This is a genomic window from Rhizobium sp. Root149, from assembly GCF_001427345.1.
GTDB classification, from domain to species: Bacteria; Pseudomonadota; Alphaproteobacteria; order Rhizobiales; family Rhizobiaceae; genus Neorhizobium; species Neorhizobium rhizoryzae.
In genome coordinates, this window is sequence record NZ_LMGD01000020.1 from 587,433 (window position 1) to 609,170 (window position 21,738).

At 58.5% G+C, this 21,738-nt stretch carries 17 protein-coding genes; 10 read left to right on the forward strand and 7 right to left on the reverse strand.

The window, feature by feature from the left end; translation table 11 throughout:
* The first annotated feature begins 1 nt into the window (after nucleotide 1).
* The 5 genes from ASD54_RS15030 to ASD54_RS15050 all read left to right on the forward strand — a co-directional run bounded on the left by ASD54_RS15030 (nucleotide 2) and on the right by ASD54_RS15050 (nucleotide 5,034).
* Nucleotides 2-1,657 (forward strand): alpha-glucosidase family protein, encoded by a 1,656-nt coding sequence (locus ASD54_RS15030; RefSeq protein ID WP_062555387.1) that lies wholly within the window; start codon nucleotides 2-4, stop codon nucleotides 1,655-1,657.
* A 99-nt stretch (nucleotides 1,658-1,756) separates the two neighbouring features.
* Nucleotides 1,757-2,845 carry a sn-glycerol-3-phosphate ABC transporter ATP-binding protein UgpC gene (gene ugpC, locus ASD54_RS15035; protein ID WP_062555388.1) on the forward strand — a complete coding sequence of 363 codons (1,089 nt, stop codon included), beginning with the start codon at nucleotides 1,757-1,759 and terminating at the stop codon, nucleotides 2,843-2,845.
* Nucleotides 2,846-3,019: 174 nt separating this feature from the next.
* Complete coding sequence (locus ASD54_RS15040) at nucleotides 3,020-3,376, forward strand: hypothetical protein (protein WP_062555498.1); 357 nt, start codon at nucleotides 3,020-3,022, stop codon at nucleotides 3,374-3,376.
* Between the two features lie 48 nt (nucleotides 3,377-3,424).
* Nucleotides 3,425-4,201, forward strand: coding sequence for an AraC family transcriptional regulator (locus ASD54_RS15045; RefSeq protein WP_348272047.1), 777 nt, complete (start codon nucleotides 3,425-3,427; stop codon nucleotides 4,199-4,201).
* Between the two features lie 221 nt (nucleotides 4,202-4,422).
* The gene (locus ASD54_RS15050) at nucleotides 4,423-5,034 is read left to right on the forward strand and encodes a LysE family translocator (protein WP_062555389.1); all 612 of its coding nucleotides are present in this window, start codon (nucleotides 4,423-4,425) and stop codon (nucleotides 5,032-5,034) included.
* Between the two features lie 26 nt (nucleotides 5,035-5,060).
* On the opposite strand, the gene edd is transcribed toward ASD54_RS15050, so the two are convergent.
* The 5 genes from edd to ASD54_RS15075 form a co-directional block, all read right to left on the reverse strand.
* Nucleotides 5,061-6,881 (reverse strand): phosphogluconate dehydratase, encoded by a 1,821-nt coding sequence (gene edd, locus ASD54_RS15055; protein ID WP_062555390.1) that lies wholly within the window; start codon nucleotides 6,879-6,881, stop codon nucleotides 5,061-5,063.
* 104 nt (nucleotides 6,882-6,985) lie between these two features.
* Nucleotides 6,986-7,684 (reverse strand): 6-phosphogluconolactonase, encoded by a 699-nt coding sequence (gene pgl, locus ASD54_RS15060; protein ID WP_062555391.1) that lies wholly within the window; start codon nucleotides 7,682-7,684, stop codon nucleotides 6,986-6,988.
* Nucleotides 7,685-7,688: 4 nt separating this feature from the next.
* The gene (zwf, locus tag ASD54_RS15065) at nucleotides 7,689-9,161 is read right to left on the reverse strand and encodes a glucose-6-phosphate dehydrogenase (protein WP_062555392.1); all 1,473 of its coding nucleotides are present in this window, start codon (nucleotides 9,159-9,161) and stop codon (nucleotides 7,689-7,691) included.
* A gap of 90 nt (nucleotides 9,162-9,251) precedes the next feature.
* On the reverse strand, nucleotides 9,252-10,538 hold the full coding sequence (locus tag ASD54_RS15070; RefSeq protein ID WP_062555393.1) for an FAD-binding oxidoreductase: 1,287 nt from the start codon (nucleotides 10,536-10,538) through the stop codon (nucleotides 9,252-9,254).
* Nucleotides 10,539-10,551: 13 nt separating this feature from the next.
* The gene (locus ASD54_RS15075; protein WP_062555394.1) at nucleotides 10,552-11,991 is read right to left on the reverse strand and encodes a glutamine synthetase family protein; all 1,440 of its coding nucleotides are present in this window, start codon (nucleotides 11,989-11,991) and stop codon (nucleotides 10,552-10,554) included.
* Nucleotides 11,992-12,121: 130 nt separating this feature from the next.
* Here ASD54_RS15075 and ASD54_RS15080 point away from each other — a divergent pair, with 130 nt between their 5' ends.
* The 4 genes from ASD54_RS15080 to ASD54_RS15090 all read left to right on the forward strand — a co-directional run bounded on the left by ASD54_RS15080 (nucleotide 12,122) and on the right by ASD54_RS15090 (nucleotide 18,381).
* Nucleotides 12,122-13,324, forward strand: a complete 1,203-nt coding sequence (locus ASD54_RS15080; protein WP_062555500.1) for an NAD(P)/FAD-dependent oxidoreductase — start codon at nucleotides 12,122-12,124, stop codon at nucleotides 13,322-13,324.
* Nucleotides 13,325-13,518: 194 nt separating this feature from the next.
* A complete protein-coding gene (locus ASD54_RS15085) occupies nucleotides 13,519-16,056 on the forward strand; it encodes a HAMP domain-containing methyl-accepting chemotaxis protein (RefSeq protein WP_062555395.1) in 2,538 nt (845 codons plus the stop codon).
* Between the two features lie 216 nt (nucleotides 16,057-16,272).
* Nucleotides 16,273-16,395, forward strand: a complete 123-nt coding sequence (locus ASD54_RS27455; protein ID WP_280139192.1) for a hypothetical protein — start codon at nucleotides 16,273-16,275, stop codon at nucleotides 16,393-16,395.
* A gap of 153 nt (nucleotides 16,396-16,548) precedes the next feature.
* Nucleotides 16,549-18,381: a methyl-accepting chemotaxis protein gene (locus ASD54_RS15090; RefSeq protein WP_062555396.1), complete on the forward strand. Its 1,833-nt coding sequence runs from the start codon at nucleotides 16,549-16,551 to the stop codon at nucleotides 18,379-18,381.
* A gap of 78 nt (nucleotides 18,382-18,459) precedes the next feature.
* Here ASD54_RS15090 and ASD54_RS15095 read toward each other — a convergent pair whose 3' ends face one another.
* Together ASD54_RS15095 and aceA are read right to left on the reverse strand one after the other, a co-directional pair.
* Nucleotides 18,460-18,696: a hypothetical protein gene (locus tag ASD54_RS15095; protein WP_062555397.1), complete on the reverse strand. Its 237-nt coding sequence runs from the start codon at nucleotides 18,694-18,696 to the stop codon at nucleotides 18,460-18,462.
* 98 nt (nucleotides 18,697-18,794) lie between these two features.
* A complete protein-coding gene (gene aceA / locus ASD54_RS15100) occupies nucleotides 18,795-20,084 on the reverse strand; it encodes an isocitrate lyase (protein WP_062555398.1) in 1,290 nt (429 codons plus the stop codon).
* A gap of 215 nt (nucleotides 20,085-20,299) precedes the next feature.
* Here aceA and ASD54_RS15105 point away from each other — a divergent pair, with 215 nt between their 5' ends.
* Nucleotides 20,300-21,718, forward strand: coding sequence for an XRE family transcriptional regulator (locus ASD54_RS15105; RefSeq protein ID WP_062555399.1), 1,419 nt, complete (start codon nucleotides 20,300-20,302; stop codon nucleotides 21,716-21,718).
* Nucleotides 21,719-21,738: the final 20 nt, after the last annotated feature.

Sequence of the window (21,738 nt, forward strand, 5' to 3'; positions counted from 1 at the left end):
CATGACTGTTTATCCTCAGACGACCGAAGCGCCGGACGCCGACTGGTGGCGCGGCGCGGTCATCTACCAGATCTATCCACGCTCCTATCAGGATTCGAACGGCGATGGCGTCGGCGATCTGAAGGGCATCACCGCACGCCTGCCGCACATCGCGGCGCTCGGCGCGGATGCCATCTGGATTTCGCCCTTCTTCCCGTCACCGATGAAGGATTTCGGCTACGACGTTTCCAACTATGTCGACGTCGATCCGATGTTCGGCACGCTCTCCGACTTCGATTCGCTGATATCAGAAGCGCATCGCCTGAAGATCAAGGTGATGATCGATCTCGTCATCTCGCACAGTTCGGATCAGCACGCCTGGTTTATCGAGAGCCGTTCCAGCCGCGTCAATCCCAAGTCGGACTGGTATGTTTGGGCCGACGCAAAGCCGGATGGCACGCCGCCCAATAACTGGCTGTCGATTTTTGGTGGGTCGGCTTGGGCCTGGGACCCCACCCGCATGCAGTATTATCTGCATAACTTCCTGACCTCCCAGCCGGATCTCAACCTGCACAATCCGGAAGTGCAGGATGCGCTGCTGGAGGTGGTTCGCTTCTGGCTGAAGCGCGGCGTCGATGGCTTTCGCCTCGATACGATCAACTTCTATTTCCACGACAAGGAACTGCGCAGCAACCCGTCGCTTGCACCGGAGCGGCGCAATGCCTCGACCGCGCCTGCCGTCAATCCCTATAACTTCCAGGAGCATATCTACGACAAGAACCGCCCGGAAAACATCGAGTTCCTCAAGCGCTTCCGCGCCGTCCTGAACGAGTTCCCTGCCATTGCTGCAGTGGGCGAAGTCGGCGACAGCCAGCGTGGTCTTGAGATCGTCGGGGAGTACACCTCCGGCGGCGACAAGATGCAGATGTGCTATGCCTTCGAATTCCTGGCACCCGACCCGCTGACCCCGGAGCGCGTGGTGGAAGTGCAGCATGCCTTTGCCGCAGCGGCACCGGAAGGCTGGGCCTGCTGGGCCTTCTCCAACCACGATGTGGTGCGCCATGTCTCCCGCTGGGGTTCGGATGTCATCGATCGCGAAGGCTTCGCCAAGCTGCTGGCCTCGATCCTGCTGACCCAGCGCGGTTCCGTCTGCATCTATCAGGGCGAGGAATTGGGGCTGACCGAGGCGGATATTGCTTTCGCCGATCTTCAGGACCCCTATGGCATTCAGTTCTGGCCTGAATTCAAAGGCCGCGATGGCTGCCGCACACCTATGGTATGGGATGACCATGCAACGCATGCGGGCTTCTCCGGCGCTGAAAAGACCTGGCTACCGATCCCGGTCGAGCACCAACTGCGGGCGGTCAATGTGCAGCAGGGCGATGAGAACTCGGTGATGGAGCATTACCGTCGCTTCCTCGCCTTCCGTAAACAGCATCCGGCGTTCGCCAAGGGTGACATCGAGTTCTTACCAGTGGATGGGGCTGTCCTGCGTTACCTCCGCAAGCTTGGAAACGAAGTGGTGCTGTGCCTCTTCAACATGAGCGGGGATGAAAGCACGACGGAACTGCCGTCCGGCGATTGGAGCCTGCTGGAAGGCCACGGCTTTTCCTGCGAGGTCACAGAGCGCAGCGTGACGCTTCCAGCCTGGGGTGCCAGCTTCGCAAGGCATGCCTGATGGAAAGCTCCGGGGGCGATCCTTTCTCCCCCGGAGCGTCTTGAGAATAAGCATCGCGACGCCCATCGGCGGCTAAGCGACGGACAAAAGGGGAGAGACATGACGGGATTGGTGCTGAAGGATATTCGCAAGGCCTATGGACAGGTCAAGGTTCTGCACGGAATCGATCTGGATATCGCCGAGGGCGAATTCGTCGTGTTCGTCGGTCCGTCCGGCTGCGGCAAGTCCACCCTGCTGCGCATGATTGCCGGGCTGGAGGAAATCACCAGCGGCGACATGTACATCGATGGCAACCGCGTCAATGATGTGCCGCCCTCGCGGCGCGGCATCGCCATGGTGTTCCAGTCCTACGCGCTCTATCCGCACATGACCGTCTACGACAACATGGCCTTCGGCATGCGGATTGCGGGCGAAAACAGGCAGGAGATCGATCGCCGCGTTCGCTCCGCGGCGGATATCCTCCAGCTCACGCAATATCTGGAGCGTCTGCCCAAGGCGCTTTCGGGCGGCCAGCGCCAGCGCGTTGCCATCGGTCGCGCCATTTGCCGCAATCCCAAGGTCTTCCTGTTCGATGAGCCGCTGTCGAACCTGGATGCCGCATTGCGCGTTGCGACCCGTATTGAAATTGCCAAGCTGAAAGAGCAGATGGCCGATACGACCATGATCTACGTCACCCATGATCAGGTGGAGGCCATGACACTGGCCGATCGTATCGTCGTCCTGTCCGCCGGACATATCGAGCAGGTCGGTGCACCGCTGGAGCTTTACGAACGCCCGCAGAACCTCTTTGTTGCCCGCTTCATCGGTTCTCCCGCCATGAACGTCATTCCGGCGACTGTCACCGAGACCGGGCAACAGACGCGGGTCGATCTCAAGGGCGGCAAATCGGTTCTTGTGCCCGTTGCGACCGATGCGTCCGAGCGCGGAAAGGCGGCAAGCTTCGGTATTCGCCCGGAAGATCTGACGGTTACGACGGGCGAGGACTATCTGTTCGAAGGCAAGGTCTCTATCGTCGAAGCCCTCGGCGAAGTTACGCTTCTCTACATCGAAGGCCTGACGGATGAGGAGCCGATCATCGCCAAGCTGCCGGGCATCCACAAGGTAGAGCGGGGCCAGTCACTGCGTTTCGCAGCGGATTCGCAAAAGATGCATCTTTTCGACGCTGCAGGCCAAACCTATAGACGATGAGTTAAGGCTGTTGGCATTCTGGTTGTCAGGAATGTGCTGATAAAGAGCAACTGTGTGCCAACCAAACCGTCTGTTAAGCTCTCGAGGCTAGGCTTTTCGCATTGAATGCAGTGAAATGCCGGGGCTGCCATGACAACGAGCCAGAAGAACTATCTGAAGCGCGAAGAATCTTTCATGTACGACCGCGAAAGCCGGTTCAAGATGGAAGATACCATGAATGCGGGCCGCATCGAGTATACCGAAAAGCATGTCATGCACATGGCTGCCCGCCGTTGCGACGTGGTGCGGATTTCGATGAGCGGCGCGACCCTGACATTCCTCACCAAGACGGATCTGCCGCGTGAATTCGTGCTGGATATCCCCGATGCACGCATCATGAAAATCGGCTGCGTGCTGATGCGTCAGAATTCCAACAACTCTGCCGAAGTCCGCTTCCTGCGCCTGTTGACGCAGAAGGAGCTCGACCGCATCTTCATCTTTTCAACCCATCCGGCGCATAAGGACAAGACGCTGGATGTGCGAAGCTGGTAAGCGCGGATAGGAGCTGCCTTCTCGCGTGCCGCCTCGCGGAGTATGATGATGAAGAGCCGGTTCCTTGCTTACTCCTGCGCAGTCAAAGGCGTCGATGCCGTCGCAGCTGATTCCGATAGGTCGTTCCCAAAGCACACGCACGACCAGTTTGGATTAGGCTATATCGTCCGAGGTGCTCAACAGTCGGCCAGCGGCGTCGGCTCCGTCGAGGCGCAAGCCGGGAATGTCATCTCCGTAAACCCCGGTGAAGTGCATGACGGTTCGCCGATCGGCGGTGGCGGACGTGCCTGGCGCATGGTCTATCTTGATCCTCACCTCGTCTGGGCGGCTGGGCTCGATGTAAGTGAACACCTACAAGGCCAGATCGAATTTCAGCGCCCAGTGATAGGTGACCCCCGTCTGCTGGGAAAGACGGCGGCATTGTTCGATGCGGTCACGAGCCCCCATACTTTCGACGTGGCTATGCCCATGGAGGAACTTTTGTTGTCCATCTTGCCGCATATGGCAGAGGTGACTGTGCCGAAAGTGAAGGGGCGATTGAACATCACGCGGGCGCTCCAGCGGATCAACGACGATCCCGCCTCTTCATTGTCACTGGAAGATTTGGCCCACCTGACTGGAGGAAGCCGGTTTCAGGTTCTGCGGGCTTTTACCATGACAACCGGACTTTCGCCGCACGCATATCTCATGCAGAAGCGCCTGCAACTTTCTCGTCGGCTTATGCGGGCTGGTCGCCCATTGGCAGAAGTGGCGCTCGAAGCAGGCTTTGCCGATCAGAGCCATATGAGCCGTTTGTTCTTGAGAACGTTCGGTTTCACGCCCTGAAGCTACGCAAAGGCTCACAGATCGGACGCACGATCTTCGGCGTGATTGCCGCTCTGCCAATGTCGCGGATGTGTTTGTCCGCCTCGCTGAACTGCAATTTCGTTCAAGACCGGACCGCATCGCCTATCCCATAACAGGCTCGAAAAAGGGAGCCTGTTCATGCGCAAACGTGCAATTCGACGACAACCGATAATATCTCCGATGAAGACGGAGGTAGGACTATGAGCTGGGATTTTTTCCTCACGTCGTTATTCATCGTCGCCACACCTGGCACAGGCGTCGTCATCACACTGGCCGCCGCATTGACCGAGGGACGCAGGGCGGCTGTCGTTGCAGCATTTGGCTGCACCCTTGGCATCGTGCCGCATGTCGTTGCGGCAATTAGCGGGTTAGCTGCGGTTTTACACAGCAGTGCTCTGGCATTTACATGCATCCAGTATGCCGGTGTGGCCTATCTGCTCTACATGGCCGTCATGATGCTGAGGGAAAAGGGAACTCTGACAGTGACCATCGAGCCGGTTCGTCGGTCAGATCGGCAGACAATCACCCATGCGGTGATGGCCAATCTTCTCAACCCCAAACTCTCGCTGTTTTTTCTGGCTTTTTTGCCGCAATTCGTCAGTGGGAAAAAGGAAGCGGCGATCCAGGAAATGCTGCAAATGTCCTTCGTCTTCATGGCCATGACGCTGGCGATCTTCATTCTTTACGGATTATGCGCAGCGTCGGTCCGCGATCGCGTCATAGGCAATCCGTTCATCATGAGCGCGCTACGGCGCAGTTTCGCCGCAGCTTTCGTGGCACTCGGTCTCAAACTCGCTCTGAATGCCGGGTGAAGGGATAGCTTCGCCCTGCGTCATCGTCACCCGAAAAATACGCTGGCACCCTGGTCGGCGGGGCCGACATGGCGGCGGAACGGGGCGAAGAGTTCGCGGCCCATGCCGAACTCGTTGTCATCCAGATTGGCGGTTGCCAAGGCGCGCGTTGCGAACTCTGCCGCATCCACCAGCACTTCCAGCGTACCGTTGACGGCATCGAGCCGAATGAGGTCGCCGGTCTGAATGCGGGCAATCGGGCCGCCGTCGGACGCTTCCGGCGTGACGTGGATGGCAGCGGGCACCTTGCCCGATGCGCCGGACATGCGTCCATCGGTCACCAGCGCCACCTTGAAACCGCGGTCTTGCAACACGCCGAGCGGCGGGGTGAGGCGGTGCAGTTCCGGCATGCCGTTGGCCTTCGGACCCTGGAAACGGACGACGGCAATGAAGTCCTTGTTCAATTCGCCCTTCTTGAAGGCGTCCTGCAATTCCTGCTGATCGTGGAAGACGATGGCCGGTGCCTCGATCACATGGCGCTCGGGCTTTACCGCAGAGATCTTGATCACGCCCTTGCCGAGGTTGCCGGTCAGCATCTTCAGGCCGCCCGTCGGCTGGAACGGTGTTTCGATTTTCGTCAGAACCTTCGCATCGCCGCTTTCCTCGGGGCTTTGCTCGCGCACGACAGCGCCGTTCTCGTCCAGCCTTGCCTCGACCGTATAGGCTTCAAGCCCTTGGCCGAACACAGTGCGCACATCGTCATGCAACAGGCCTGTCTTCAGAAGCTGCTTGATGAGGAAGCCCATGCCACCAGCCGCGTGGAAGTGGTTCACGTCTGCCAGACCATTGGGGTAGACGCGGGCAAGCAGAGGCACGGTATCGGACAGCTCGGAAATATCCTGCCAGGTCAGAACGATCCCCGCCGCACGCGCCATGGCGACCAGATGCATGGTGTGGTTCGTCGAGCCACCCGTGGCATGCAGACCAACGACACCGTTGACGATGGACCGTTCGTCGATCATCTCGCCTGCAGGGGTGAACTCATTGCCAAGACCGGTAATCGAAAGGGCGCGCTTGACGGCCTCGCGCGTGAGCGCTTCGCGCAATGGCGTGCCGGGATTGACGAACGAAGCACCCGGCATATGAAAGCCCATGATTTCCATCAGCATCTGGTTGGAGTTTGCCGTTCCGTAGAAGGTGCAGGTGCCGGGGCCGTGATAGGACTTGGATTCCGCTTCCAGCAGTTCGGCGCGACCGACCTTGCCTTCGGCGTAAAGCTGGCGAATGCGCGACTTTTCATCGTTGGGCAGACCGGATGTCATCGGTCCCGCTGGAATAAACACGGCTGGCAGATGCCCGAAGGTCAGCGCCGCAATCACCAGACCCGGCACGATCTTGTCGCAGATGCCGAGATAGACGGCTGCATCGAACATGTTGTGCGATAGGCCGATGCCCGCTGCCATGGCAATCGCATCGCGGGAGAAGAGAGAAAGCTCCATGCCTGGCTGGCCTTGGGTCACGCCATCGCACATGGCGGGAACCGCACCGGCAACCTGTGCTACGCCACCGGCGTCGCGCGCAGCCTCGCGAATGATCGGCGGAAAGATCTCATAGGGCTGATGGGCAGACAGCATATCGTTATAGGCGGTGATGATGCCGAGGTTCGGCACGACATCGCCTGCAAGAGCAGTCTTTTCCGAGGGGGAACAGACAGCGAAGCCATGGGCAAGATTGCCGCAGGACAGCGTGGAGCGATGAACGCCGCGGGAAATGGCGCGCTGGACCCGGTCGAGATAGGCTTCGCGATGCGGCTTGGAACGCTCGACGATACGGCGGGTGATTGCTTCAATGCTCGAATGGGCAGCCATGCTCAATCCTCCTTCAGATGCAACAGCACGGTTGGGAGACCATGCTGGCGCAATGTGTGCTTATGTAGTTTCATGTGCTGCTTGAAAGGCAGCGTCGGGTTCGCTCAGGGCGCCCAGTAAATCTCGACGGTCGATGGCGCGCGGTTCAACATGGCGCGGATCGGCATCTCGAACACGTCCGTTCCGGCCTCGGCCTTTTCCAGAACCTCTTTCTTCGCATCGCCTTCGATGTGCAGAACCAGAAAGCGCGCATCGGCAAGGCTCGGAAAGGTAAAGGTCAACCGCTCTTCGCCAGCGCCTTCCGCTTCCATCGTCATCACGCCACGCGGCGCATCGGCATCGATTGCGCGCGCCAGATGATTGCCGCCCGGGAAGAAGGACGCCGTATGTCCATCTGCTCCCATGCCGAGAATGACGACGTCGAACGGATTGCCGATATCGGCGGTCTTCTCCGTCGCAATTGCCGCCGCCTGCAGGGCGGAGGCGACATTCTGGTACAGTGGCTGGAAGTTTGCAGCCGCAGCCTGGTTCTTCAACAGGTGCGTTGCGACCAGCAAATGGTTGGAGCGCGGGTTGTCTGCCGGAACGAATCGTTCGTCCACGAGGGTGATCGTCACGAGGCTCCAGTCGAGATCATGCGCCGACAGGTCTTCAAACAACCGCTTCGGTGTTGATCCGCCAGACACCGCCATGGATGCGCTGCCACGGGCAGAAATCGCATCGCTCAGGTGTTTCGCGATATCCGTGGCCAGATTTCTGGCCAGCGCGTCTGCGTCTGCGAAGGAATGAAGACGTGCCGCCATGATATTATCCCTCGTGCCAGGTTCTGCCGTCACGCTCGATCAGAGCGATGGATTGGCTGGGTCCCCATGTTCCGGCGGTGTAACCCTGCGCCAGCTGGCCGGTTGTTTCCCAACCTTTGAGGATCGGATCCACCCAGCGCCATGCAGCTTCCACTTCGTCGCGGCGCATGAACAGCGTCTGGTTCGAACGGATCACATCCATCAGGAGCCGCTCATAGGCATCCGGATTGCGAACGTTGAACGCTTCCGCAAAACTCATGTCGAGCGATACGTTGCGCAGACGCATTCCACCCGGGCCCGGATCCTTGATCATCAGCGACTGCTTGACACCTTCATCTGGCTGCAGCCGGATGATGAGCTGGTTTGCGGTGATGCGGCCAGCAGCGTTTTCAAAGATGTTGTGGGGGATCTGCTTGAAGGTGATCACGATCTCGGACATGCGGCCGGTCAGACGCTTGCCGGTCCGGATGTAGAACGGCACGCCCGCCCAACGCCAGTTGTTGATTTCGGCCTTGATCGCGACGAAGGTTTCCGTGTTGGAAACGCCGCCTTCGAGCTCTTCGAGATAGCCCTTGACCGGACCGCCTGCAGAGGCGCCGGCGCGGTACTGTCCGCGCACCGTCATCTGCTCGACATTGCTGTCGTTGATCGGCTTCAGAGCACGCAGAACCTTGAGCTTTTCGTCGCGAACCGCTTCGGAATCCAGCGAGGACGGCACTTCCATTGCGACAAGGCAGAGAAGCTGCAGGATATGGTTCTGCACCATGTCGCGCAGTGCGCCAGCCGTATCGTAATAGCCTGCGCGCCCTTCAAGGCCGACCGATTCCGCCACGCTGATCTGCACGTGATCGATGTATTGCGCATTCCAGAGCGGCTCATACAGCGCGTTTGCAAAGCGCAGCGCCATCAGGTTCTGAACCGTTTCCTTGCCGAGATAGTGGTCGATACGGAAGATCTGCTCTTCCTTGAACACCTTGCCGATCGTGTCGTTGAGCTCCAGCGCCGAAGCGAGATCGCGACCAATCGGCTTTTCCACGACGATACGGGTCGATTTGGTGATCAGCTTGTGATCACGGATCTTTTCCGAAATGGCACCGAAAATGGCAGGAGATACGGCAAGATAGAAGGCGCGAACGCGATCCTTGCCATCGTCCAGAAGCTTTTTCAGCTTGTCCCAGCCGCCATCGGACTTCGCATCGACAGACACGTAGAACAGTCGATCGAGGAAGGTTTTCACCTGCGCGTCATCGTATTCGCCGGGCTTCAGATGTTCCTTGAGGGCCGTATCTGCAAACTTGCGGAATTCGTCATCGCTCAGAGCACTGCGCGAGGCGCCGATGATGCGGGTGGGTTCCGTGAACTGACCCTCGATCTGGCGGTGGTAGAGCGCTGGAAGCAGCTTGCGCTCGGCAAGGTCTCCGGTGCCGCCAAAGACGACATAGTCAAAGGGTTCCACGGGAATGATCTGGCTGCTCATGCCTAACTCTTTCGAAGTTCGGGGTTGCGTACTCAATAATCTAATCGATTTAAAAAAGCCAGCCCCTTTCGTCGGGATCTGCTTTTCACATCAGAAACGGTCGCGTAGCGCGTACCATGTCAGCGCCAGAAACAACAGCGGACTTCGCAGGCGCGAACCGCCAGGGAAAGGCGGGACCTTCAATTCCTTGAGTATATCCAGTTCGTTGCTGTTTCCGGCAATGGCATCGGCATACATCTTGCCGGAATAATTGGACAACATCACGCCGTGACCGGAAAATCCGCCGATCGAGGTAACGCCGGGCATGACCTCTCGCACAAAGGGTTTGCGCGGCATGGTGATGCCGACAGATCCACCCCAGCCATGCGTGATGCGGATGTCCTTCAGTTCCGGATAGATTTCCGCGATCTGCCTGCGAATGTGCTTCGAAATGTCACGCGGACTGTCTGCAGTGTAGGCCTCGCGTCCGCCAAACAGCAGCCTGTTGTCCCGGCTCTTGCGGAAATAACGCACCACGAAACGCGAATCGGCCACCGCCTCCGATCCGGGGAGAATGTTGGGGAAGGCATCGAGCGGTTCGGTGGCCCCGATGAAGGAGCGGATCGGCATGACATGCGCCGCTGTCTGGGGTTCCAGATTGCCGATATAGGCGTTGGTCGCAATCAGCACCCGTTCTGCGGTGATGGTGCCGCGCGGGGTATCGATCGTCGTCTTTCCACTCGCGGGGCGAACGGCTTTCGCCGGTGTCATCTCATGGATTTTGGCACCTGCCGCTGCGGCAACGCGCGCCAGTCCCACAAGCAGCTTGAGGGGATGAATGTGCCCCGTTCCCATGTCGCGAATGCCATGGTGATATAGGTTGGAACCAAGGCGTTGCGAGGTTTCCGCCCTGTCCATGAAGCGCACATGCGGATAGTTGTAGCGTGTCGCCAGAACTTCCGCCGATTGTCTGTAATCCCGCTCATAGGCCTGTTTATGCGACACATTCATCTGGCCGGGGGTATAATCCATGTCGATGCCATGGATCTCGGCAAATTCCAGCAGATGCCGTTTGGCATTCTCGGCAAGATCAAACAGAAGTTTGGCCCGCTCATAGCCCAGTTCCTCCTCCTGCTCGTCCGGCCAGGCGCGCTGACCGGTTCCAAGCTGGCCGCCGTTGCGGCCAGAGGCTCCGTCTCCGAAACGTGAAGCCTCGATCAGCACGACCGAAACCCCGCGCTTGGCCAGATTGTAGGCCGCTTGCAGACCGGTGTAGCCGCCGCCGATGATGGCGACATCCACTGTGGTGGAGCCAGCGAGGGCCGGATAGTCCGGCCGTTCTCCAAGGCTGTCCTGATACCAGGAGATGCCGGGTGCGATCGGGCTTTGCCAGTTCATGTGCTGTCCCGCATCAAACGTTCAGGAGCAGGAATTCGCGCTCCCATGGGCTGATCACCTGCATGAAGGTTTCGAACTCGCCACGCTTCACGCCCGCATAGAGGCCGATGAACTCCTTGCCGAACACCTCTTCCAGCGCTGGCTCATCCTCGAGAAGAGCCACTGCCTCCAGCAGGCCGCGCGGCAGCTCGATCGATCCCTCGTTTGCGGAATCATAGGTCGGCTCTGTCGGCTCGATGCCTTTCATGATGCCGAGCCAGCCGCAGGCCAGCGAGGCGGCAAGCGCCAGATAGGGGTTTGCATCCGAACTTGGCAGACGGTTTTCCACGCGTCGCGCAGCCGGTTCCGAAATCGGAACGCGAAATGCCGTCGTGCGGTTGTCATAGCCCCAGGCATTGTTGACAGGGCATGCCATGTCCGGCGTCAGTCGCCGGTAGGAGTTCACGTAGGGCGCAAACATCACCAGCGAACTCGGCACGTATTTCTGCATGCCGCCGATGAAATGGAAGAAGGCTCGGGAAGGCGAGCCATCCTCGTTCGAAAAGATGTTCCTGCCGGTTTTGGTGTCCACGACCGACTGGTGGATGTGCATGGCAGAGCCGGGCTGGCCCTGCATGGGTTTGGCCATGAAGGTCGCATAAATGCCGTGCTTCAGGGCCGCTTCACGGATCGTGCGCTTGAACAGGAACACCTGGTCCGCCAGCTGGATGGGATCGCCGTGCCGCAGGTTGATCTCCAGCTGTGCCGGTCCCTCTTCGTGGATCAGCGTGTCGATCTCCAGTCCCTGCTTTTCGGAGAAATGGTAGATATCGTCGATCAACTCGTCGAATTCGTTGATCCCGGCAATCGAGTAGCCCTGACCGCCAACGATCGAACGGCCGGATCTGCCTTTCGGTGGATGCAGCGGGTAGTCCGGATCTTCGTTGATTGCCACGAGATAGAATTCGATCTCTGGCGCAACGACGGCCTTCCAGCCTTTTTCCTCGTAAAGGCGCAAAACGTTCTTCAGCACATTGCGCGGTGTGTAGGGCACCTGTTCGCCCGTCGTTCCGACGACATCGCAAATCACCTGCGCAGTCGGGTCCGTTTCCCATGGAACGACGGAAAGCGTGGAAAGATCGGGCACCAGCTTCAGGTCGCTGTCGCGCGGTTCGTATCGAAAGTTTTCCGTCTCGTCCGGGTATTCGCCGGAAATCGTATGCCGATAAAGCGCAGACGGAAGCGCGAGCGAGGTATTCGAGGTGAACTTCGATGTCGGCATCATCTTGCCGCGTGGCACGCCTGCAAGATCCGGCGTGATGCATTCCACATCCTCGATACCACGAGCCTTCAGCCAGGCCGCAGCCTCGCGCCAGCTTGAAACACCGCGCAGCGAGGTCAAGGGTGGCTGCGTGGCGGCAGATTTGAGAACGCTTTTCGAAGCAGGTGCAGACGGCTTCTTTCTGGGCGGCATGATTCACCGGTCGTTGTTGACGATAGCATCGCATCATAGTCGCAACCGCATGATTGGCGAGGGGGCCGCATTGACTTTATCGGCATTCCGACAAACACAGAAGCCGGAAATGACCAAGGGACTGCGGGCGATGAAGCCGATGTATGATGTGATTGTGCTGGGTGCGGGCGCTGCGGGCATGATGTGTGCGGCGCAGGCAGGTCAAAAAGGCTGCTCGGTTCTGGTGCTGGATCATGCACGCTCACCGGGCGAAAAGATCCGTATCTCCGGTGGCGGTCGCTGCAACTTCACCAATCTTCATGCAAGCCCTGCCAACTACATTTCGGGCAACCGGCATTTCGCCAAATCCGCACTCGCGCGCTACTCCGCTATGGATTTCGTTGCCCTGGTCGATTCCTATCGTATCCCTTGGCACGAAAAGACGCTCGGCCAATTGTTCTGCGATGACAGCGCCAAGGACATCGTGCGGATGTTGCTCGAAGAAATGCGCAAAGGACAGGTCGAGCTGCAGTTGCAGCAGACGATCTCTGCGGTCGACAAGACGATCGACGGTTTTCGGGTTCGCCTTGAGCATACGGATGTTGAGGCCAGGGCCTTGGTCGTTGCCACAGGCGGCAAGTCCATTCCCAAGATGGGCGCGACCGGCTTCGCCTACAAGCTTGCTGAGCAGTTTGGCATTGCCGTGACGGAAACGCGTCCTGCCTTGGTGCCATTGACGCTCGACCCAATGCAGCTTGAGAAGCTCTCACCGCTGTCTGGCGTTGCGGTCGATGCGCGGGCATCCTGCGGGAAGACTGATTTCAAAGAGGCACTTTTGTTTACCCATCGTGGCCTGAGTGGACCCGCGATCTTGCAGATTTCTTCCTACTGGCGCGAGGGTGAAACGATCGGTCTTCATCTTCGTCCGGACTTGAACCTCATGCAGCGATTGAAGGATGCCAGGCAGGCCAACGGCAAGCAGGCGATCCAGACCGTGCTTGGCGATATTCTGCCAAAGCGTCTTGCCCAGTATCTGTCCGACGAGAACGGATTCTCGGGGACCATGGCCGACCAGAGCGACCGCAAGCTTCAGGCGGTTTGCGACAGTCTCCAGAATTGGCAGATCTGTCCGGCAGGCTCGGAGGGGTATCGAACTGCGGAAGTGACGCTGGGTGGAGTGGATACGAACGAACTTGATCAACGTTCCATGCAGTCGAAGAAAGTACCGGGTCTTTATTTCATCGGCGAGGCCGTCGATGTGACCGGCTGGTTGGGTGGCTACAATTTTCAGTGGGCCTGGTCATCTGGATACGTATGCGCCGAGGCGCTGGGAGTTGCTACACCAACCGCGTGAATAAGCATTTCTCTGAAGTCACAGGTTGGTAAAATGCCGGTCAATTAGAATGCAACTAATTGATAGAATTAAAATTTAAATCCGATTCTTGCTTTGTTTATTTTTCGTTCATTGGTGGGTGCGAGAACTTGGGAGAACAGTCCGCATGAGGCTGGTAGCGCTGGATCAGCGAAAATAATTCCAAGGGGAAAAGCATGATGATCGATCGCATGCTCGCACGTTTCAAAATTCAGACGAAAGTCATCGCATTTATTGTGCCTTTTGTCGTCAGCATCTCCGCAGTCGGCCTTTCCGGCCTTTATGCGTCGAGCCTTCTGCAGTCGCGGATGGACATGTCAAATTCGGTGCTTCAATCGCTGAGCGGTTTCAAGGATGTCTATTCCGGCATGGGTTCCTTCCTCCAGAATACGACGGAAGAGGCGAGGTCCAATCTGAAGAAGCAGATTGAGACGCAGTCCAGCCTGCTTCAATCGGTTCGTTCTGGTGCCAATTCAGATGAGAGCCTCACCGAAATCGAAAGTGCCGTGAAGGGAACGGAGGCGATCGGTTCGCGTGTCGATCAGCTCTGGACGCAGTATCAGCAGGAAAAGACGGTCCGCCAAAACCTGGACGATGGTCTTGCGACCTTGGTGCGCAGCCAGACGGACCTGCTCAATTATGCCACGAGCGCGCGCGAAAACCTCGCCGCCGATGAAACCAAGGCAAAATCTCTCCTGCGTGATGCGGAAAAGCTCACTCGCGGCGCCAACGTGATCGCCAAGCTGGTGGCTGATTTCAACGGCAAGACCGCGCCACAGGAGAAAATGGATGTCCTGAAGGAGCAGGTCGGTGATTTCGCCCAGGCCGTGGCAGCCATCGGTGAATCTCTTCCTGCGGAGCAACAGGCGCTGGCCGGACAGCTGACGGACAATCTGAAGCAGATCCGGGATCTGATGGCCATTCCGACCGCCAGTGAAACGACGGTGGACAACATCGACCGTATCGTCAATCTGATGCGCCCGTTCTCCATCCGCCTGCAGGGTATCTCTACACTGAAGGCCCGTCAGGCTATGGAGGTGTTTGGCCAGCTCGACGAGCCGATTGCCCGTGCAACCCAGTTCCTGGCCACGACGCGGCAGATCTTTGATGCCATTCGCGCAATCGAGCTGAAATCGGCGCATTATGGTGCCAAGCCGACGGCGGCAGGACTGCGGGAACTGCAGGATGCCTTGATGATGCTGGAAATCCCGGTCGGTGTTCTCGAGACGGACAAGAATTCCTCAGAACAGGTTCGCCAGCGGGCTGCTGCAATGCTCCCCATTTCCGCGAAAATGGACAAGGATGCTGCCGCGCTGTTGGAGCTTTCCACCAAGCGTGCTGCTGAATTCAAGGCTGCTGCTGCAGATATCGATCGGATCTGGGCAACATTGACCCGCTTTGCCGCTGCCCAGCGCGATGCCGCAGGTGTCGAGCGCGACAAGGCGAACCAGATCTCGGTCACCGCCATGATGCTGGGTATTCTCGTTGCAATCTTCGCCGGTATCGGCCTTGTCTTCACCTTCAAGGGACCGATCCTCGCCATTTCTGCCGCTATGCGTCGTCTTGCCTCCGGCGACCTTGATACGTCCATCGATGGCGAACAGCGCCGTGACGAGATCGGCGACATGGCGCGTGCTCTTGGTATCTTCAAGGAAAATGCCCAGGAAAAGGTGCGCATCGAAACGGCCAGTGAACAGGAGCGTGCGGCTGCAGATGAAGAGCGTCGCCGTAACGAGCTGGAGAAGCAGGAAGCCGATCGACAGATCCAGTTTGCCGTCGGTGCGCTTGCACAGGGCCTTGAGAGGTTGGCCGCTGGTGATGTCTCCTCGACGATCGACACGCCTTTCGTCGGTCGCCTGGAACAGCTTCGCGTCGACTTCAATGCGTCGCTGACCAGGCTGCAGCATACGATCGGTCTCATTCAGGAGAATGTGGGCGCCATACAGAGCAATGTTCGACAGATGTCGCAATCAACCGATGATCTGTCCCGCAGAACCGAAACCCAGGCGGCGTCCTTGGAGCAGACTGCGGCAGCCGTCAGCGAGGTAACCTCGAATGTTCGTTCGGCAGCCGAGCGAGCGCGCGAGGCCCATGCCATCGTGGATGACACGCGTCGCAATACGGATGGATCGCTGATCATTGTTCGCAACGCCGTATCAGCGATGCAGCGGATTGAAGGAGCATCGCAGAAGATCGGTCAGATCACCGAGGTTATCGATGCCATCGCATTCCAGACCAATCTCCTGGCGCTGAATGCTGGCGTGGAGGCTGCGCGTGCAGGCGAGGCTGGCAAGGGCTTTGCTGTCGTCGCGCAGGAAGTGCGCGAACTGGCACAACGCTCTGCGGGCGCTGCAAAGGAGATCAAGGAACTGATCACCGCCTCGACCATAGAGGTCGACAAAGGCTCCGATCTCGTTCAGCAGACCGGACAGGCTCTCGAAACGATCGGTGACCAGGTCACACGCATCGCGCAGCAGGTGGAAAGCATTGCCCATGTTTCGCGCGATCAATCCTCTGCGCTGCAGGAGGTCAACGGTGCCGTGAACCAGATGGACCAGTTGACACAGCAGAATGCCGCGATGGTCGAGGAAACCAGTGCTGCAAGCCGTCAACTGGCTGACGAGGCCGATCAACTGGTCGAACTGCTGCAGCAGTTCAAGGTGGCCAGCCATGCGGGCACCCACCATGCCCATCAGCGGCATCGCGCGGCATAGCGCTGTCTTGTACCGAAGATCAGCAGGACAGGAACCTCCCGGCAGTCAGTTGGGAGGTTCTTTACTATGTGGGCACAGGCAGCACCGTGGCAACCGCGGGTCTTCAGCAGTTGTTAAGTGTCGTCTTCCACACTGATCTCCTGCGTTCGATGGAACGTAGTGACAACCAGAACGCAAAGACATTCGAGCCGAGCGTATCAGTTAGAGGATCATGCCATGCAGAAGCAAAGTGCACGTGCCATCGCTCTCACCATCGCACAGGAGCAGGCAAATTTCCGCCTTCGGCTTTTGGCTGTGTCCGGATTTGCCACCTTGGCGCTTCTCTGCCTCTCACTGTGACATTCATAAAAATCAAGGGCAGTGCGGCGCATTGGCGTCCCGCTGCCCTTCTATCCAGGCATTCTGTCATTAATACGTGTTAAGTTAGAAATTTAGAACTCTTTTACTGACCCTTGGTAAATTGACAAAGATCAGTCGTTTATGGGGGTCCACATGTCTAAATTTCTTCCAGCCTCAGTGACGGCGCGGATACTCGGTCTCTGTCTTCTTCTCGTTGTCACCGCTGTTGCTTGCGTTACCGGTATGACTTACTGGAATGTGCGCGCGGAAATTACAGGCCGGTCGAAGGATGATGCACAATCTGCCATGCGTGCCATGGCAACGCTCTACACCGCCGCTATTCCGACATCCACGATGCAGGTTAAGGATGGCATTGTAACCGCCGTTTCACAGTCCGGCAAAGTTGCCGTTGCCGACCATGTCCTTGTTGACCGGGTTGCCCAATCCATCAATGGCGTTGCAACCATCTTCGAAAAACAGGGCGCGGATTTCGTCCGCATCTCGACCAACGTCAAGAAAGAAAATGGTGATCGCGCCATCGGTACGAAGCTGGCTGCGGACCACCCGGCGCAGCCATACCTGGCACGCGGCGAGGCCTATTTTGGCCCGGCCACTCTTTTCGGCCGTGACTTCATCACAGGCTATTTCCCGGTCAAGGATGCTACCGGTGCAACAACGGGAATGCTGTTCATCGGCATCCCGCTTGAAGTCTACTTCGCCGAGCTCAAGGCATCCGCGACACTGATGCTGGTGACGGCCTTGATTGCAATCAGCTGTGTTGGCCTCATCGGTTTCGTCATGACACGCAGGCTGGTTCGTCCTTTGCCGGTACTGACCGACACCGTTCGGGCCATTGCCGAGGGCCAGGATGTCACAGTACCTTTCACAGACCGTGCGAACGAGTTTGGCAACATCGCCCGCGCGCTCGAAATCTTCCGCAGAAATGCAGAGGAAAAGCAGATGGTTGAAGCCCGGTCCGAGCAGGAGCGTGCCAAGGCGGATGCAGAGCGTTTGCATCACGATGAAGAGAAGGCGCATCTCGACGGTCAGATCAATCAGGCCGTGGCTGAACTCGGCTCTGCCTTGGCCCGTCTTGCGCAAGGTGATCTGACCCGCACGATCGAGACGAAATTCGCTGGTCGGCTCGAACAGTTGAGGCAGGATTTCAACGCATCGATCACGCGGTTGAGAGAGACGATCTCGCAGATCCACGGAAGCGCGATGACCATTGAAAACGGCACCGCCGCTCTCAGTCAGTCTTCCGGCGATCTGGCTCGGCGTACGGAATCGCAGGCCGCCTCCCTTGAAGAGACCGCCGCTGCCGTCGACGAGATCACGGTCACCGTCTCCAATTCTGCAGAACGTGCTCGTGAGGCAAACCTTGCCGTTGCTTCGACCCGCAAGACTGCGGACAGTTCCGCAACGGTAGTCAACAGCGCCGTGGAAGCCATGTCCCGCATCGAGGAAGCGTCTGGCAAGATCGAATCCATCATCGAAGTCATCGATGAGATTGCCTTCCAGACCAACCTTCTTGCCCTGAACGCGGGTATCGAGGCAGCTCGCGCAGGCGAGGCAGGCAAGGGCTTTGCCGTTGTGGCGCAGGAAGTGCGCGAACTGGCGCAGCGTTCCGCCAGCGCAGCGCAGGAGATCAAGGCGCTGATCAACCAGTCGAGCGCCGAAGTGCAGAATGGTTCGGAACTCGTGCAGCAGGCCGGCAAGGTCCTTGCCAGCATCAGCGAGCAGATTGCAGGGGCAAGCCGTCATGTCGAGTCGATCGCAACCTCCAGCCAGGATCAGTCTTCCGCGCTGAAGGAGATCAACACGACCGTCAACAAGATGGATCAGTTGACCCAGCAAAACGGGGCAATGGTGGCCGAAACTAATCAGGCGAGTTCGAGACTTGCGGCAGAAGCTGCCCTGCTTCGCGAACTGGTCCAGCAATTCCGTCTGGAGAACACGACGTCTGGTACGCGGCGCGCAGCCTGATCCCGGCTCGACACATCAAAAAAGGGCGGTCCGCAATGGCCGCCCTTTCTGTTTTCAATCATGACAATGAGATGTTGCCTACCTCGGTTGCGCAACGACAACCGGTATCATGAGGTCGCCCCAGTTTCCGTTGCCGCCGTGGTGGCGGGCTGAGCGGACGAGCTCAACCGAAACGCCTGCCTCGACTGCTTTCATGACGGCGTGGTTCAGCCGATGTAGCTCGTTGGCAAGCATGCGGATGGCAGATTGCTGGTCAGTGCTCATCGATGTCGCCTGTTCTTCGGCGCGTTCCTTGACTCGGGTCTGGGGTGTCATGGCATTTCTCCTCTTGTGTTGGGGGTTCTTGAACGGTTGCAGATGGGATTGAAGCCTCGCCCTTGAGGTCAGGTTGGGGAGGGCGAGGCTTCGCGAGCTCACTCCGCCGCGGGGCGGAATTGCTCATGTTCGGTCGATTCCTTCATCGCTGTCGTGGAGGACTGGCCACCGCTGATGGCAAGCGAGACGGCGTCGAAATAGCCGGTGCCCACTTCGCGCTGATGCTTGGTGGCCGTGTAGCCATTGATTTCGGCGGCAAATTCCGCCTCTTGCAGCTCCGAATAGGCCGCCATCTGGCGCTCCTTGTAGCCACGCGCCAGTTCAAACATGCCGTAGTTCAACTGGTGGAAGCCAGCCAGCGTGATGAACTGGAACTTGTAACCCATGGCGCCCAGTTCACGCTGGAACTTCGCAATCGTGGCATCGTCGAGGTTTTTCTTCCAGTTGAACGATGGCGAGCAGTTATAGGCGAGCTTCTTGCCCGGATGCGCCCTGTGCACGGCTTCGGCGAACTTACGGGCCTGCTCCAGATCGGGTTTGCCGGTTTCCATCCAGATCAGGTCGCAATGAGTCGCGTAGGCGATGGCGCGAGCGATGCAGGGCTCAATGCCGTTCTTGACCTGATAGAAGCCTTCGGACGTGCGCCCGGCATCGTAATCCACGAAAGGACGATCCCGCTCGTCGATGTCGGATGTCAGCAGTTTCGCCGCTTCCGCATCGGTTCGCGCCACGATGAGTGTCGGAACGCCCATGATGTCGGCTGCCAGGCGTGCAGCGTTCAGGTTGCGGATATGCGCAGCGGTCGGGATCAGAACCTTGCCGCCCAGATGGCCGCACTTCTTCTCAGAGGCCAACTGGTCCTCGAAGTGAACGCCAGCGGCACCGGCTTCAATGAAGGCCTTCATGATTTCGAAGGCGTTCAAGGGGCCGCCAAAGCCGGCTTCCGCATCGGCAACGATGGGTGCAAACCAGGTCTCGACAGAGAGACCCTTGCCTTCGGCGGTCTCAATCTGGTCTGCCCGCTGCAGGGTGCGGTTGATGCGCTTGGCAAGCTCCGGCGCCGCATTGGCCGGATAAAGCGATTGGTCCGGATACATGGCAGACGCCGTATTGGCATCTGCCGCAACTTGCCATCCGGACAGGTAGATGGCCTTCAGGCCCGCACGAACCATCTGCATGGCCTGATTGCCAGACAGTGCACCCAGTGCATTGACGAAATCTTCGCGGTCGAGCAACTCCCACAGACGGATCGCGCCACGCTCAGCCAGCGAATACTTGATCTCGACCGAGCCGCGCAGACGCTTCACATCGTCTGCCGTGTAGGGACGCTCGATGCCGTCAAAGCGGCCTTTGGGTGCGGTTGGAACAAGATTGTAAAAGTCTGTCATTGTGCTCTCTCCCGATATGTATTCGCGGCTAAGACAGAAGATCTTCGCGGCGTTTCGATGAGAGTAGATTTACATTGCGTTGCAAAATGGCGCCAGAAAATAAGCAAAATCAGCAGGATGAAAGAGGTTAGGATGTGTTGCAATTTACAAAACGCGTTGTAAACTTGTCAAAATTGTAAATTCTCTCTCTGTTGGCGATTGTCAAAGGATGTGACATGGCTGAACGCAAGATTTTTGCAGGACCCAAAGTGCGACGCTTGCGACAGAGCCTGGACCTGACGCAGACGGCCATGGCGGAGGGGCTCGGAATTTCGCCATCCTACTTGAACCTCATCGAGCGAAATCAGCGACCTTTGACGGTTCAATTGCTGCTCAGGCTGGCGTCCGTCTACAAGGTCGATCTGGAGCAGTTGCAAGCTGAAGGTGGTGGTGCAGCGGCTCAGTTGCGGGAAGTCTTTGCTGATCCGTTGCTGGCGGGTGAAATCCCTGGCGATCAGGAATTGGTCGATCTGGCTGAAGGGGCTCCGAATGCGGCAGGCGGCGTCCTGAAACTGTATCGCGCCTATCGGGAGCAGGCGGTCAGGCTCTCTGATCTTGCAGAAATCCTGGCGCGCGAAGGCCATGAGACATCTATCTCCGGAACCAGGTTGCCGATCGATCTCGTGCGGGAAAAGCTGGAGGGGCGCTCCAGTTTCTTTGCGCGGATCGAGGCGGCCGCGGAAGCCTTCCTGGCCTCTCTTCCGTCAGCGGATGATCCGGCCGGTCAATTGAAGGCGTGGCTGAAAAGCAGTCATGGCATCTCGGTGCGCATCCTGCCGGTGCATGCCATGCCGATGTTGAGGCGTCGCTACGATCGGCATTCGATGCGGCTGTTTTTGTCAGAGCGCCTGTCTCTTGCGGAACGTCGTCGCGAGGTGGCGCAGGAGGTTGCCTTGCTGGCGCTGCGGGAAGAAATCGCTCAGGAGCTTCAGGATCTTGCATTGCCGGTCGCGGAGGCGCAGCGGATTGCCCGTTTTGAACTGGCCCGGCTCGGCGCGCTGGCGCTGATGATGCCGTACGGAACCTTTCTGGCGGCGGCACAGCGTGCGCGGTTCGACGTCGAGGTTCTGGCGGCTCGGTTCGATGTGTCATTCGAGCAGGCGGCATTCCGCCTGTCCATGCTCGGCAGACCCGGCAGTGCAGTGCCTCCGTTTTTCATCATGGAAGTGGATCACGCGGGAAACCATCTGCGTCGCGCGGGCGTGCAGGGCTTTCCGAAAGCCAGGTTCGGCGGCAATTGTCCGAAGCTCGGTCATCACCTTGCGTTCTCCCAACCCGGTCAAATTCTGGTGGACTGCGTGGAGATGCCGGATGCAACGCAATTCCTGACGATCTGCCGAACCATCGACAGCCCACATGCCGCCTATGGCGAAAGGCTTCGCCGGACGGCGCTTTTGCTCGGCTGCGAGCTGGAAGCCAGCGGTGACATAATCTATCGCCAAGCGGCGGAAATGCCTGCGGCACGTGTTCTAACGGGAACCGCGTGCCGTCTTTGCGAGCGGCAGGGCTGTCTGTCCCGGGCAGAGCCTCCGGTCACGCGTCCGCTCGGGCTGGACGAGATGGTGACCGGGCTAAGCGCCTATGACTTCCAGTAGAGCCAATTTGAACAAGCCTT

Excerpts from the sequence above, each read along its gene's own strand:
- ASD54_RS15080 (WP_062555500.1), top strand. The coding sequence starts at position 12,122 with ATGAAGCCGATGTATGATGTGATTGTGCTGGGTGCGGGCGCTGCGGGC.
- pgl (WP_062555391.1), bottom strand. The coding sequence starts at position 7,684 with ATGGCGGCACGTCTTCATTCCTTCGCAGACGCAGACGCGCTGGCCAGA.
- ASD54_RS15050 (WP_062555389.1), top strand. The coding sequence starts at position 4,423 with ATGAGCTGGGATTTTTTCCTCACGTCGTTATTCATCGTCGCCACACCT.
- ugpC (WP_062555388.1), top strand. The coding sequence starts at position 1,757 with ATGACGGGATTGGTGCTGAAGGATATTCGCAAGGCCTATGGACAGGTC.
- aceA (WP_062555398.1), bottom strand. The coding sequence starts at position 20,084 with ATGACAGACTTTTACAATCTTGTTCCAACCGCACCCAAAGGCCGCTTT.
- ASD54_RS15040 (WP_062555498.1), top strand. The coding sequence starts at position 3,020 with ATGTACGACCGCGAAAGCCGGTTCAAGATGGAAGATACCATGAATGCG.
- ASD54_RS15085 (WP_062555395.1), top strand. The coding sequence starts at position 13,519 with ATGATGATCGATCGCATGCTCGCACGTTTCAAAATTCAGACGAAAGTC.
- ASD54_RS15030 (WP_062555387.1), top strand. The coding sequence starts at position 2 with ATGACTGTTTATCCTCAGACGACCGAAGCGCCGGACGCCGACTGGTGG.
- edd (WP_062555390.1), bottom strand. The coding sequence starts at position 6,881 with ATGGCTGCCCATTCGAGCATTGAAGCAATCACCCGCCGTATCGTCGAG.
- ASD54_RS15095 (WP_062555397.1), bottom strand. The coding sequence starts at position 18,696 with ATGACACCCCAGACCCGAGTCAAGGAACGCGCCGAAGAACAGGCGACA.
- ASD54_RS15090 (WP_062555396.1), top strand. The coding sequence starts at position 16,549 with ATGTCTAAATTTCTTCCAGCCTCAGTGACGGCGCGGATACTCGGTCTC.
- ASD54_RS27455 (WP_280139192.1), top strand. The coding sequence starts at position 16,273 with ATGCAGAAGCAAAGTGCACGTGCCATCGCTCTCACCATCGCACAGGAG.
- ASD54_RS15070 (WP_062555393.1), bottom strand. The coding sequence starts at position 10,538 with ATGAACTGGCAAAGCCCGATCGCACCCGGCATCTCCTGGTATCAGGAC.
- ASD54_RS15075 (WP_062555394.1), bottom strand. The coding sequence starts at position 11,991 with ATGCCGCCCAGAAAGAAGCCGTCTGCACCTGCTTCGAAAAGCGTTCTC.
- zwf (WP_062555392.1), bottom strand. The coding sequence starts at position 9,161 with ATGAGCAGCCAGATCATTCCCGTGGAACCCTTTGACTATGTCGTCTTT.
- ASD54_RS15105 (WP_062555399.1), top strand. The coding sequence starts at position 20,300 with ATGGCTGAACGCAAGATTTTTGCAGGACCCAAAGTGCGACGCTTGCGA.
- ASD54_RS15045 (WP_348272047.1), top strand. The coding sequence starts at position 3,425 with ATGAAGAGCCGGTTCCTTGCTTACTCCTGCGCAGTCAAAGGCGTCGAT.